General features: G+C 73.6%; 12 protein-coding genes. 2 read left to right on the top strand and 10 right to left on the bottom strand.

All coding sequences use genetic code 11. From position 1 onward, the window contains the following. Positions 1–11 precede the first annotated feature (11 nt). The 7 genes from nuoE to H9640_RS15805 all read right to left on the bottom strand — a co-directional run bounded on the left by nuoE (position 12) and on the right by H9640_RS15805 (position 6,293). Entirely contained in the window at positions 12–851 is an 840-nt protein-coding gene (gene nuoE / locus H9640_RS15835) for an NADH-quinone oxidoreductase subunit NuoE (protein ID WP_191791736.1), read from the bottom strand. Further along, on the bottom strand, positions 848–2,206 hold the full coding sequence (locus tag H9640_RS15830; protein ID WP_191791735.1) for an NADH-quinone oxidoreductase subunit D: 1,359 nt from the start codon (positions 2,204–2,206) through the stop codon (positions 848–850). The genes nuoE and H9640_RS15830 overlap by 4 nt, the downstream gene beginning before the upstream one ends. Continuing rightward, positions 2,203–2,907, bottom strand: coding sequence for an NADH-quinone oxidoreductase subunit C (locus H9640_RS15825; RefSeq protein WP_318243805.1), 705 nt, complete (start codon positions 2,905–2,907; stop codon positions 2,203–2,205). Before H9640_RS15825 ends, H9640_RS15830 begins: the two co-directional genes overlap by 4 nt. Before the next feature lie 89 nt (positions 2,908–2,996). Next, a complete protein-coding gene (locus H9640_RS15820; RefSeq protein WP_191791733.1) occupies positions 2,997–3,548 on the bottom strand; it encodes a NuoB/complex I 20 kDa subunit family protein in 552 nt (183 codons plus the stop codon). 25 nt (positions 3,549–3,573) lie between these two features. Next, positions 3,574–3,936 carry an NADH-quinone oxidoreductase subunit A gene (locus H9640_RS15815; protein ID WP_030152013.1) on the bottom strand — a complete coding sequence of 121 codons (363 nt, stop codon included), beginning with the start codon at positions 3,934–3,936 and terminating at the stop codon, positions 3,574–3,576. A gap of 148 nt (positions 3,937–4,084) precedes the next feature. Then, positions 4,085–5,386, bottom strand: coding sequence for a geranylgeranyl reductase family protein (locus tag H9640_RS15810; protein WP_191791732.1), 1,302 nt, complete (start codon positions 5,384–5,386; stop codon positions 4,085–4,087). A 211-nt stretch (positions 5,387–5,597) separates the two neighbouring features. After that, positions 5,598–6,293 carry a demethylmenaquinone methyltransferase gene (locus H9640_RS15805; protein ID WP_191791731.1) on the bottom strand — a complete coding sequence of 232 codons (696 nt, stop codon included), beginning with the start codon at positions 6,291–6,293 and terminating at the stop codon, positions 5,598–5,600. A 33-nt stretch (positions 6,294–6,326) separates the two neighbouring features. Between H9640_RS15805 and H9640_RS15800 the strand changes: the two genes are divergently transcribed. Both H9640_RS15800 and H9640_RS15795 read left to right on the top strand, forming a co-directional pair. After that, a complete protein-coding gene (locus tag H9640_RS15800; RefSeq protein ID WP_191791730.1) occupies positions 6,327–7,739 on the top strand; it encodes an isochorismate synthase in 1,413 nt (470 codons plus the stop codon). Positions 7,740–7,888: 149 nt separating this feature from the next. After that, on the top strand, positions 7,889–8,449 hold the full coding sequence (locus H9640_RS15795) for a GNAT family N-acetyltransferase (RefSeq protein WP_191791729.1): 561 nt from the start codon (positions 7,889–7,891) through the stop codon (positions 8,447–8,449). Positions 8,450–8,689: 240 nt separating this feature from the next. Here H9640_RS15795 and H9640_RS15790 read toward each other — a convergent pair whose 3' ends face one another. The 3 genes from H9640_RS15790 to H9640_RS15780 all read right to left on the bottom strand — a co-directional run bounded on the left by H9640_RS15790 (position 8,690) and on the right by H9640_RS15780 (position 13,265). Further along, positions 8,690–10,324 (bottom strand): S1C family serine protease, encoded by a 1,635-nt coding sequence (locus tag H9640_RS15790; protein ID WP_191791728.1) that lies wholly within the window; start codon positions 10,322–10,324, stop codon positions 8,690–8,692. A gap of 113 nt (positions 10,325–10,437) precedes the next feature. Then, on the bottom strand, positions 10,438–12,258 hold the full coding sequence (gene menD / locus H9640_RS15785; protein ID WP_191791727.1) for a 2-succinyl-5-enolpyruvyl-6-hydroxy-3-cyclohexene-1-carboxylic-acid synthase: 1,821 nt from the start codon (positions 12,256–12,258) through the stop codon (positions 10,438–10,440). After that, complete coding sequence (locus H9640_RS15780; protein WP_404821904.1) at positions 12,255–13,265, bottom strand: o-succinylbenzoate synthase; 1,011 nt, start codon at positions 13,263–13,265, stop codon at positions 12,255–12,257. The genes menD and H9640_RS15780 overlap by 4 nt, the downstream gene beginning before the upstream one ends. Between the last annotated feature and the right edge of the window lie 37 nt (positions 13,266–13,302).

Raw genomic sequence — 13,302 nt, 5'->3', positions numbered from 1 at the left:
CGTCTTCTCGCTCACGGCTGCTTCCCCTTCGAGGCGTCGGGCTTCTCGCCCGTGGCGTCGGCGGGCGTGGTGGGCGTGCGCTCGGCGCTGGACTGCTCCCGCCCGACGGCGGAGGCGCCCGCCGCGGCCGCCGCACCCGTGTCCGTGGCCGGCTCGTCGGCCTGCTCCGGTGCCGCACCGCCGGGGGCGGTCCAGTCGTGCTCGCGGGCCAGGCGCAGACCGGCGAGCGTGGGGCCGCCGGCCCCGACGCCCTCGTCCGCGCGGCCGTCCGAGAACCCGGCGAGCACGCGGCTCATCTGCTTGAACGTGCAGACCGAGGCCGCGCCGCGCGTGGGGGCGACGTCCTCTCCGGCACGGAGGCGGTCGGCGAGCTGCGTGGCACCCGCGGGGGTCTGGTTGTCGAAGAACTCCCAGTTGACCATCACGACGGGCGCGTAGTCGCACGCCGCGTTGCACTCGACGCGCTCGAGGGTGATCGCCCCGTCGTCCGTCGTCTCGTCGTGCCCGACGCCCAGGTGCTCCGAGAGCTCGTCGAAGATCTCGTCGCCGCCCATGATCGCGCACAGCGTGTTGGTGCACACGCCCACGGTGTAGGTGCCGTTGGGGTGGCGCTTGTACTGCGTGTAGAAGGTCGCGACGGCCGACACCTCGGCGGCCGTGATGCCGAGCTGCTCGGCGCAGAACGCGATGCCGTCGCGCGAGACGTAGCCGTCCTCCGACTGCACCAGGTGCAGCATGGGCAGCAGCGCGGACCTCTTCTCCGGGTACCGGGCGATGATCGCCGCGGTGTCCGTGGCGAGGCGCGCGTACGTCGCCTCGTCGTATCCGGACCTCCTGGCCTCGAGCGTCATCGGTCCACCCCTCCCAGCACCGGGTCGAGCGAGGCGACCGCGACGACGACGTCGGCGACCTGGCCGCCCTCGCACATCACGGCGACCGCCTGCAGGTTGTTGAACGAAGGATCACGGAAGTGGGCCCGGTAGGGGCGCGTGCCGCCGTCGGACACCAGGTGCACGCCGAGCTCGCCACGTGGGTGCTCGACCGACTGGAACACCTGCCCGACCGGGACCCGGAAGCCCTCGGTGACCAGCTTGAAGTGGTGGATCAGGGCCTCCATCGAGGTGCCCATGATCTCGCGGATGTGGTCGAGCGAGTTGCCCTGACCGTCCGCGCCGACCGCGAGCTGAGCGGGCCACGCGATCTTCTTGTCGGCGACCATGACGGGCTGGCCCGCCGTGGCCTCGAGGCGTTCGAGGCACTGCTCGACGATCCGCAACGACTGGTAGCACTCCTCGAGGCGCAGCACGACGCGCGAGTAGCAGTCGGCCTCGTCCGAGGTGGGGACGTCGAAGTCGTACGTCTCGTAGCCGCAGTACGGGGCGGCCTTGCGCACGTCGTACGGCAGGCCGGTCGAGCGCAGCACCGGGCCCGTGATCGCGAGCGCCATGCAGCCCGAGAGGTTGAGGTGCCCGACGCCCTGGAGGCGTCCCTTGAAGATGGGGTTGGCCAGCATGAGGTCGCCGAGCTGGCCGAGGTAGCCGCGGATCAGCGGGTCGGCCTTGCGGATCTGGGCGACGACGTCCGGCGGGACGTCCTGCGCCACGCCGCCGGGGCGCACGTACGCGTGGTTCATGCGCAGGCCCGTGACGGCCTCGAAGACGCGCAGGATCTCCTCGCGCGCCGTGAAGGAGATGGTCATGACGGTCGTCGCGCCCATCTCGTTGCCGCCCGTGCCCAGGCAGACGAGGTGCGACGCGATCCGGTTGAGCTCCATCATGAGGACGCGGATGATGCTCGCGCGCTCGGGCACGTCGTCCGTGATCCCGAGGAGCTTCTCGACCGCGAGGCAGTACGCGGTCTCCTGGAAGAGGGGGGCGAGGTAGTCCATGCGGGTGCAGAACGTGACCCCCTGGGTCCACGTCCGGTACTCCATGTTCTTCTCGATGCCCGTGTGCAGGTAGCCGACGCCGCAGCGGGCCTCGGTCACCGTCTCGCCGTCGATCTCGAGCATGAGCCGCAGCACGCCGTGCGTGGACGGGTGCTGGGGGCCCATGTTGACGACGATGCGCTCCTCGCCCAGGGAGGCGGCCTCCACCGCGTTCTTGGTGATGTCCGCCCAGTCGCCGCCCGAGGCCTCGAAGCTGGGGATGCTCGGGTCGAAGTCCCCGTACGGCGCCTTCGTGGCGTGGGGGGTGGTGGTGCTCACGAGTACGACCTCCTCTGGTCCGGCGGGGGCACCGTGGCGCCCTTGTACTCGACCGGGATGCCGCCGAGCGGGTAGTCCTTGCGCTGCGGGTGGCCGGGCCAGTCGTCGGGCATCTCGATGCGGGCGAGGGCCGGGTGGCCGTCGAACACGATCCCGAAGAAGTCCCACGTCTCGCGCTCGTGCCAGTCGTTGGACGGGTAGACCGACGTGCTCGACGGGATGTGCGGGTCCGCGTCGGGGACGGAGACCTCGAGGCGCAGGCTGCGCCCGTGGGTCACCGACGTCAGGTGGTAGACGGCGTGCAGCTCACGGCCCACGTCGTGCGGGTAGTGCACGCCGCTCACGCCCATGCTCAGCTCGAAGCGCAGGTCCTGCTCGTCACGCAGCGCGCGGGCGACCGTCACGACGTGGTCGCGGCGCACGTGCAGCGTGAGCTCGGCGTGGCGCCCCGGGGGGTCCACCACGACCTGCTCGACCGCGTCCTCGAAGCGCACGCCACCCTCGGCGAGGACCTCGGCCAGGACGTCGACGGCCTCGTCGAACCAGCCGCCGTACGGACGAGCGCTCGGCCCCGGCAGCACCACGGGCCGCACGAGCCCGCCGTACCCCGAGGTGTCGCCCGAGCCCTTGGCCCCGAACATGCCCGTGCGGACCTCGACGACCTCGAGCGGCTCGCGGCCGCCCGTGGCCGGCCCGGTCACGAGCTCGTCGCCGGGGACGTCGCCCTTCGCGACCTTCTCGCGCTGGACGTCGTCCGCGGGCCGGCCCGTCGAGCCGTCGTTGGTGCTCGTCACCGCAGCAGTCCCTTCATCTGGAACGTGGGGGTCGCCTCGAGGGCCGCGGCCTCCGCGGCCTTCGCCGCCTCGCGCCGGTTCACGCCCAGCGGCTCGGCCTGGATCTGCTCGTGCAGCGCGAGGATCGCGTTGATGAGCATCTCGGGGCGCGGCGGGCAGCCGGGCAGGTAGATGTCGACCGGCACGATGTGGTCGACGCCCTGCACGATCGCGTAGTTGTTGAACATGCCGCCGCTCGACGCGCACACGCCCATCGACAGCACCCACTTGGGCTCGGACATCTGGTCGTAGACCTGGCGCACCACGGGCGCCATCTTCTGGCTCACGCGACCCGCGACGATCATCAGGTCGGCCTGCCGCGGCGAGGCCCGGAAGACCTCCATGCCGAAGCGGGACAGGTCGTAGCGCGACGCGCCGGCCGCCATCATCTCGATGGCGCAGCACGCCAGGCCGAACGTCACCGGCCACAGCGACGCCTTGCGGAAGTACCCCGCGAGGTTCTCCACGCTCGTGAGCAAGAAGCCCGAGGGAGCCTCTTCGATCCCCATCTGCGTTCTCCCTAACTGGTTCCGGCTAGTCCCACTCGAACCCGCCACGGCGCCATTCGTAGACGAACGGCACGGTGATCAGGGCGAGGAAGCTCAGCATGGCGACGAGCCCGAAGGTGGCCAGGACCGTGAAGTCCACCGCCCACGGGTAGAGGAAGACCACCTCGATGTCGAAGATGATGAAGGTCATCGCGACGAGGTAGTACTTGATCGGGAAGCGCCCTCCGCCGACCGCGTGCGGCGTGGGCTCGATGCCGCACTCGTACGCGTCGAGCTTGGCGCGGTTGTACCTCTTGGGGCCGATCACGGCGCTCGCGGCGACCCCGCCGAGAGCCAGGACGGCTCCGATCCCCATCAGGACGAGGACGGGCACGTACGGGTTGGTCATCGGTCTGCTCTCCGGGGGGTGCGCTGGGGCAAGTCGGGAGTGCTGCCGCCGGGCGTCCGCGCATCGTTGCGTCGGCCCGGGTCCGAGGGGCTGGGTGGTGACTGCGTGAACAGCGATGACGGCTTCCTTGCCGTCGCACCAGGATCGGTCATGCCGATGGCACCACCCTCGTCAGGCCCGCGATGACGCGGTCGACGACGTCGCCCCCGCGGGGTTCGTAACAGTCGGACAGCAGCTTGAGGACGAAGCGCATGACGAGCGGTCGAGGCAGGCCGTACCTGGTGCACAGCCGCATGATCTCGGGGTGCTCGATGAGCCGCACGAAGTACCGGCCGAGCGTGTAGTACCCGCCCAGGTCGCGGCGCATGATGTCGGGGTAGGTCGCGAGCGTGCGCTCGCGGGCGGCGTCGGTGCTGCGGGCCCGGGACTGGGCCACGACGTCGGCCGCCACGCGCGCGGCCTGCATGGCGTAGGCGATGCCCTCGCCGTTGAACGGGCTGACCATGCCGCCCGAGTCGCCCACGAGCACCACCCCGCGCGAGTAGAGCGGCTTGCGGTTGAAGCCCATGGGGAGCGCGGCGCCGCGCACGGGGCCGAGCTGGTTCTCCGGGGTGAACTCCCACTCCGCGGGAGCGTTCGCCATCCACCTGGCGAACAGGTCCTTGTAGTCCACGTTCGCCGCGGACTGGCGGGCCGGGGTCGAGTTGACCGAGCCGAGCCCGACGTTCGCGGTGCCGTCGCCGAGCGCGAAGATCCACCCGTAGCCGGGCAGCAGGTTCGACCTTCCGGCCGGGCCGTCCCACAGCTCGAGGTGGGACTCCATCCACTCGTCGTCGTGACGAGGGGTCGTGAAGTAGGTGCGGACCGCGACGCCCATGGGCCGGTCCTGGCGCTTCTCGAGGCCGAGCGCGAGCGCGAAGCGGGACGAGACGCCGTCGGCCGCGATGACGACCGGGGCGCGCAGCTCGTACTCGTCGCCGGCGCGGCGACCGTTCTCGTCGAGGGGGCGGGCCGTGACGCCCACGACCCGGCCGGTGCGCTCGTCGAGGAGCGGCCCGGTCACGTTGGTGCGTTCGAGGAGCTTGGCCCCCGTGCGCTGGGCGTGCTCGGCGAGCGTCTGGTCGAGGTTCATGCGGGAGCGGGCGAGCCCGTAGGAGGGGTGCGCCTTGAGCTCGGGCCAGGGCAGCTCCCACTGGCGACCGCTCGCGACGACGCGCAGTCCCTTGTTGCGGATCCAGCCGTCCTCGGCGCGCGTGGGCACGCCCATGCGCACGAGCTCACCCACGGCGCGCGGCGTGAGGCCGTCGCCGCAGATCTTGTCGCGGGGGAAGGAGGCCTTCTCGAGGAGGAGGACGCTCAGGCCGGCGGCCGCGCAGTAGTGGGCCGCGGTGGCACCGGCGGGGCCTGCGCCCACGACGATGACGTCCGCGTCGTCGGTCCGATCACGCACGTTCTCACCTCGTTCCGCCCTGGGGCACACCTCGGAAAGACCCTTGTGAAGTCGCTCACAATGGACATCGCCACTCTAGCCACACATGCTCGCGATTGTGTAGCAAGGCAACCCTTCCTTGTGCGACGAACACCCTGGTCGCAGGGGCAGGAGGGCACGACGGAGCGAGGCGGGTCCGTGCGTCGGGCCCGCCTCGCTCCGTGCTGGTGCGTCAGGCGGGGCGGATCCCGCGGTGCAGCGCGACGAGGCCACCGCTGAGGTTGCGGTACGCGACGCCCTCCCAGCCGGCGTCGAGCATGAGGTGCGCGAGCTCGGGCTGCGTGGGCCAGGACTTGATGGACTCGACGAGGTACTCGTACGAGCCCTTCTCCTTGGTCACGGCCCCGGCCACGACCGGCAGCATCCGCATGAAGACGTCGGTGTAGAGCACGCGGAACGGCTTCCACGTCGGCTCGGAGAACTCGCAGACGACCAGGCGCCCGCCCGGGCGTGTCACGCGCAGCATCTCGCGCAGCGCCGCGCTCGTGTCCACGACGTTGCGCAGCCCGAACGAGATGGTGACGGCGTCGAACGACGCGTCGGCGAAGGGCAGCGCCGTGGCGTCCCCCGCGACGAAGGGCATGTCGGGGCGGCGGCGCTTGCCGACCTGGAGCATGCCGACCGAGAAGTCGCACGGGACGACCTCGACGCCCTCGTCCGCGAACGGTTCGCTCGACGTGCCCGTCCCGGCCGCGAGGTCCAGGACGCGCTCGCCCGGCAGGGCCGCGACGGCGTCGACCGTGTGCTTGCGCCACCGCCGGTCCTGCCCGAGGGAGATGAGGTCGTTCGTGAGGTCGTAGCGACGGGCGATCCCGTCGAACATGGAGGCGACCTCGGTGGGCTTCTTGTCCAGGCTGGCTCGCGACATGCCGCCCATCGTTTCACGCCTACGCTGGAGACGATGACTGAGCACTCCCACCTCCCGGCGGGCTCCGACGACCTCGGCGCTCCCCCGGCAGGCTCTCCCCGCACCGGCTCCCCCGGGTCCCCCGCAGTCCCTCGCCTCGTCGTGCGCACGACGCGGCTGCCCGGCGGGCTGCCCGACGACCTCACGGCGCTGACCGACCTCCTGCCCGATGCCCGACCGCTCGCCTGGGTGCGGCGCGGCGACGGCCTCGTCGGGTGGGGCGAGACCCTGCGGCTCGAGGCGTGGGGGCCGGGCCGCTTCGCGGACGCCGAGGCCGCGTGGCAGGAGGTGCTGGGCGCGGCCGTCGTGCACGACGACGTCTCGCTGCCCGGCAGCGGCCTCGTCGCGTTCGGGTCGTTCGCGTTCGACGACGCGTCCGGGACCTCGGGCGACGCCCGACCGGGCGGGACGATCGTGGTGCCGCGCGTCGTCGTCGGGCGTCGGGGCGGGCCGGGCGGCACGGCGTGGGTGACCAGCATCTCGGAGGGCGACTCCTTGCCCGACGACGTCGCGTCGGTCCTCGACCCGGCGCACCGCACGCCCGTGGTCGGGCCGGGCCGCGTGACCACGGTCGACGGCTCGCTCAGCGCGGGCGACTGGACCGCGGTCGTCGCCGAGGGCGTCGAACGGATCCGCCGGGGCGAGCTCGAGAAGGTCGTGCTCGCACGCGACGTGGTCGCGACCGCCGAGCACGCCGTGGACCCCCGCTGGATGCTCGGGCGCCTCGCGGTGGCCTACGACGCGTGCTGGACGTTCTCGGTCGACGGCATGGTCGGCGCGACCCCGGAGCTGCTCGTGCGCAGCGAGAAGGGGCTCGTGACCTCGCGGGTGCTGGCCGGGACGATCCGTCGCTCGGGCGGCGCCGAGGCCGACGACGACTCGCTGCTGCGGGCAGCGCACCTGGCCCGCTCGTCCAAGGACCTCGAGGAGCACGAGTACGCGGTCGCGTCGGTCGCCGACGCGCTCGCGCCCTTCTGCTCGTCCATGAACGTCCCCGACGCGCCGTTCGTGCTGCACCTGCCCAACGTGCTGCACCTGGCGTCCGACGTCACGGGCGTCCTCGCGTCGGGGACCGACGGCGGCCCCGCGCCCACGAGCCTGGCGCTCGCCGCCGCGCTGCACCCCTCGGCCGCGGTGTGCGGGACGCCGACCCTCGCGGCACGCGACCTCATCCGGGAGATCGAGGGCATGGACCGGGCCCGCTATGCGGCTCCCGTCGGCTGGTTCGGCGCGGACGGTGACGGAGAGTGGGGCATCGCGCTGCGCTCGGCCGAGCTGTCCTCCGGCGACCCGCACCACGTGCGCCTCTTCGCGGGCTGCGGGATCGTCGCGGCCTCCGACCCGGCGGCCGAGCTCGCGGAGTCCGAGGCCAAGCTCGAACCCATGCGGTACGCGCTCGGGGAGTGAGACGGGCGTCCGCACGGTGGACGCGTGACCACCCTGGGAATGGCGTCAGGACGCCGAACTCCACCGGTAGTTTCGTGAAGTACGCGACGAATGGACCGTTCGACGGACACCTTCCGGAAGTGTGCGGTTCCGCCTGTTAAGTTCACCCGGTGACCGACGCGACGACGATGACTCTGGCCCCCACGCACGACGACGTCACCGTACGTCGCGCCACCACCGCCGACCGCGAGGACCTCTGGCTCCTCGTCGTCCGTCTCCAGCCGGACGCGCCGGACCGCGCCACCCACGACCGCGTCGTCGGCCCCCTGCTCCGGGCCCTCGACACGCTGCTGCTGGTCGCCGAGGACGCGACGGGCGTCGTCGGCTACCTCCTGGCCAGCCAGCGCCTGACGTTCACGGCCAACGGAGCCGTCGTCGAGATCGACGAGATCGCGGTCGACCCCGCCGCCGACCGGACGACCGTCGCCAGCCAGCTCGTCGCCGCGGTCGAGGCCTGGGGCCAGGAGTTCCGCGCGACGCGCGTCACGCTCGCCGACGTCCTGCCCCGCGAGGTCGCCGACGGGCTCGGGTACACGACGACCGAGGTCCGCTCGACCAAGGCCCTCGTGCTGCTCGACGCCGACCCCGTCCTCACCTCTCCGTGGGACGGACCCGCCGTGCCCGCCCGGCCGACCCCGGACGACGAGGCGCTGCCGGTCCGCGACCAGTAGGCCTGGCTGCCCCGAGCACGACGACGCCCCGGCCCGTACGGCGAACCGTACGGACCGGGGCATCCGTGCCGAGGGGCACCTGCAGGGGAACAGGGCCGCACCTCGGCGGTCCCGCCGGTCGACAGGGGGGAACGCGGACCGGGGGACGGTCGAAGGACCGCGGTGGCGTCGGCCCACGGCGGGCACAGGGGGAGGTTCCCACCGTCACCGCCGACGCCACCGGGTCCGGCTCGTGCTGCCTCAGCCCTGACCGTTGAACCAGTCGAAGGGGTTGGGCAGGTTGTTCGGGTTGGTCTGGTCGGACTGACCCTGGCCGGAGCCGTCCTGGCTCGAACCGTCCTGGCCGGAGCCCGGGAGCTGCTGGCCGGAACCGCCCTGGTCGGAACCCGAGCCCTGCTGGCCCGAGCCGCTCTGGCCGTCCGTGCTCGTCTCGGTCGGCTTCGCGGCGAGCGTCACGTCGACGTCGACCGTCTTGCCGTCCCGGACCAGCGTGACCTTCGCGACGTCTCCGGTCGCACGCTCGCGCACGAACCCGGTCAACGACTCCGCGCCGCTCACGGGGTTGCCGTCGATCGCGACGATCACGTCACCGGTCTTGATGCCGGCCTCGGCGGCCGGGGAGCCGTCCGAGACGGACTTGACCTCGGCGCCGCGGCGCGTGACGCCGTCGGCCGTGGCCGTCGCGTCCGTCATGCTCACGCCCAGGAACGCGTGCTCGGCCGTGCCGTTCTCGATGAGCTGCGCGCTGATGTTCTTCGCGAGGTTCACCGGGATGGCGAAGCCCAGGCCGATCGAGCCGGACTGGTTCGAGGTCGTCGCGATCGACGAGGTGATGCCGATGACCTCGCCCTGCGCGTTGAACAGCGGCCCGCCGGAGTTGCCGGGGTTGATCGCGGCGTCGATCTGGATCGCGTTCGTGACCACGGTGCTGCCGCCGTCGGAGCCCGACGCGGCGACCGGGCGGTCGAGCGCGGACACGATGCCGGTCGTGGCCGTGTTGGCCAGGCCGAGCGGGTTGCCGACGGCCAGGACCGACTCGCCCACGGTGACGTCGTCGGAGTCGCCGAACGAGGCCGGCGTAAGGTTGCTCGGCGGGTCGACGAGCTCGACCACCGCGAGGTCGGTCGTCGGGTCGAGACCCACGATCTTCGCCTCGTACAGGCGGCCGTCGCTGAGCGTGACCTGGACGGTGTCGTCCTGCGCACCCTCGACGACGTGGTTGTTCGTCAGGACGTGGCCCTCGGTGTCGATCACGACACCGGATCCCTCGGCTCCACCCGCGGCCGTGGTGACCTGGATCGAGACGACCGACGGCGCGACGGCGCTCGTCACGGCCTGCCAGTTCGGGTTCTCCGACGTCGAGTCGGCGATGGGGACCGTCGAGTTCTCCTTGGTCTCCCCGACCGAGGCCAGCGAGCTGGGCGACGAGCCGTTGCCGTCGAGCACGCCGAGCAGACCGGCGGTGCCGGCGCTCGCGAGGACGGCGGCCGCGGCGGCCGCGCCGACCACGGGGATCCAGGTCTTGCTCTTCCTGGTCGCGACCTGGGGCTGCTCGGGCGCCACCGGCGCGGGCGGCATGCCGGCCGCGGAGTACGGGGTGCTCGTCGGGGCGCCGTGCTGAGCCTGCGCCCCGTAGGGAGCCTGCGCGCCGTAGGGGGCGTGCTGCGGCTGCTGCGGTGCGTGCTGCGCGGGCGGCGCGGGCACGGGCGCCGGGTGCGGGGCCGCGAAGTGCTGCTGCGCGGGGGCCTGCGGCGCGGGGGCGGCAGGGGCCGTCGGGGTGACGGGAAGCTGCTGCGTGGGCTGCGCCTCGATGCGCTGGGTGTCGCCGTCGCGCGGAGCCTGGTGCTCGGGGACCTGCGGGGTGTTCTCGGTCATGGGGTGTTCCCTCCTCGTTCGTTCTGAGGACTACTTCACACCCCGGCGCTGGAACGTCGCTTGAACGATCCTGTGAGTTCGCTGCGAGTTCCGGACGACTCCTGGGAGGGTTCTCAGGCGTCCCGACCTGCGGCGTCCTGGCCCTCGCGCCCCCGCGGGAGGCTCCGCGCGACCGCGGCGCCCACGTCGGCCGCGAGGGATGCGCCCTCCGCGCGGCGCCCCGCACGTTCGACCCGCACCTCGACGACCTCGACACCGTGGGACGGGCGCGCGAGCTCCGCCCGCAGGGCCGCGGTGTCCGTGACGAGCCGGTGCCGGACGCCGTACCCCGCGCACAGTGCGGCGAGGTCCGCCCCGTGCGGGGTCGAGAACACGCGCTCGAACGCGGTCGCCGTCTCGGGGGCGTCCTCGGCGAGCGCCCCGTACTCGAGGGTCGCGAAGATCGACCCGCCGTCGTCGTTGACCACGACGACCTGGAGGTCGGCGGCCGGCTCGTGCGGTCCGCGCAGGAGCCCGCCCACGTCGTGCAGGAACGTGAGGTCGCCCACGAGGGCGCGCGTGCGCCGTCCGGCACGCGCCGCGGCGAGCGCGACGCCCGTCGCGGTCGAGAGCATCCCGTCGATGCCCGCGAGCCCGCGGTTGGCGAGCACGAGCGGCGACACGTCCCAGTCGACGACGAGGTCGAGGTCCCGCACCGGGTTGCTCGACCCGACCACGAGCACGTCGTCGGGGCCCGAGGCCTCGGCGACCGCCGCGGCGACGGCGAGCGGCGTCGTCGGGCCGGGGGCGGACACCCGGTCGGCGACGACCTTCCGGGCCGCCTGCCCCGCACCGCGCCACGCGTCGAGCCACGTCCGGTCACCCGTCGGCCCCGACCACCACGCGTCCGGGACGCCGGGCAGGATCGCGCTCGCCGAGCGTGCCGCGTCGGGCCAGGGCCCTCCTCCGGGCGCGACGACGAGCACCTCGACGTCCTCGCGCGCGAGGAGCTGCTGGACCGGGCGCGAGAGCGTGGGGCGTCCCAGGACGACGACGCGCTCGACCCCGTGACCGAGGCTCCCCAGCACGAGCCGGTGCGCGGCGACCGCGTGGCTGCCCGCGGCCGCCCCGGACGACGCCTCGGCGAGCAGGGGCCAGCCCCGCGCCTCGGCGAGCCGCCGGGCGTCCGCGCCGGCACCATCGCCCGCGACGAGCACGGTCGCCGGGGCGGGGTCGAGCGGCCACGGCCCGACGTCGTCGCGCGCGCCCGCCACGAGGGCCCGGTCGGGCGAGACCCCGGCCTCGTGGGCAGCGGACGGCAGCGCTCCCAGCGGTGCGGGCGGCACGAGGGGCTCGCGGAACGCCACGTTGACGTGCACCGGCCCGGGGTACCGGGACCGGGTCCCGCGGGCCGCGACGAGCGCCCGCACCAGGAGCGCACGCAGGTCGCGCAGCTCGCCCGGACGCCCGTCAGGAGCCGGGACGTCGGCCGACTGGCGCACGGCGGTCCCGTACAGGCCGACCTGGTCGGTCGTCTGGTTCGCCCCCGTGCCGCGCAGCTCGTGCGGCCGGTCGGCCGTGAGCAGCACGAGCGGGACCCCCGCGTGATGGGCCTCGAGCACCGCGGGGTGCAGGTTGGCGGCAGCGGTGCCCGACGTCGTGACCACGGCGACGGGGCGCAGGCCGCCCGGTCCCTCGGCCTGCGACCCGCGCGAGAGCCCCAGGGCCAGGAAGGCTGCGGCCCGCTCGTCGATCCGCACGTGCAGCGTCAGCAGGCCCGCCGCGTCGGCCGCGGCGAGCGCGTAGGCGAGCGCCGCGCTGCGGGACCCCGGCGACACGACGACGTCGCGCACCCCGTCCGCGACCAGGCCCGCGACGATCTCGCGCGCCGCGGCGACGGCCGGCGGCAGCACCGGGGAACCGGCTGGCACGGCGGGCACCGCGGCGGCGCTCATGCCGCTGCTCCGTCGAGGAGGGCACCCACGCGCCGGTACCGCTCGGCCCAGCGCTCGGCCGTGGCCGGCTCCGCGCGCGCGAGCGCCAGTGCGGCGGCCGACGGCTCGGGACGCCGCACCGCGATCTCGCCGCCCACAGGGAGCAACGGCTCGTCGACCACGTCGTGGGCCAGGAGCTGGGACGTCGCGAGGCCGCACGCGAAGGGCAGCTCGGGCAGCGCGGCAGCGAGCGCCAGCCCCGCCGCGAGCCCGACCGAGGACTCGAGCGCCGACGAGACCACCACGGGCAGACCGACCCGCTCGGCCAGGTCGAGGCACGCCCGGACCCCGCCGAGCGGCTGGACCTTGAGCACCACGACGTCCGCGGCCTCGGCCCGCAGCACCTCGAACGGGTCCTCGGCGCGGCGGATCGACTCGTCGGCCGCCACCAGGACCGACGTCGCACGTCGCACCGTCGCGAGGTCCGCGACGCTCGCGCACGGCTGCTCGACGTACTCGAGGCCGCCGGCCGCGCGGTCCAGCAGCGGCAGTCTCCGCAGGGCCTCGTCGAGCTCCCAGCCACCGTTCGCGTCGACCCGGATCCGGCCCCCCGGCCCCAGGGCGTCCCGCACCGCCTCAAGGCGCGCGATCTCCCGGTCGACGGACTCGACGACGCCGGCGGCGTCGCGCTGGGCGACCTTGACCTTGGCGGTCCGGCACCCGTCCGACGACGTCACGATGTCGTGCGCGCGCCGTGGGTCCGTCGCGGGGACCGTGACGTTGACCGGCACGCTCGCCCGGACGGGCGCCGGCCAGCCGAGGTCCGCCGCCTCCCGCGCGGCACGCAGCCACGCCCCCGACTCGGCGTCGTCGTACTCCCAGAAGGGCGAGAACTCGGCCCAGCCCGCCTCGCCCCGCACCAGCAGACCGTCCCGGACGTCGAGCCCGCGGAAGCGGGTGCGCAGGGGCGTGGACCAGGCGACGAGACGAGGGGTCCGGCTCGAGGGGGACGTGGGAGGCACGGTCACAGGCTATCTCCGCGACCGCGCCGAGGCCGCGCAGCCC

It is taken from the genome of Oerskovia gallyi (genome assembly GCF_014836745.1).
In the GTDB taxonomy this organism is placed as follows: Bacteria; Actinomycetota; Actinomycetes; order Actinomycetales; family Cellulomonadaceae; genus Oerskovia; species Oerskovia paurometabola.
This window is presented reverse-complemented; position numbering and strand designations above follow the sequence as displayed.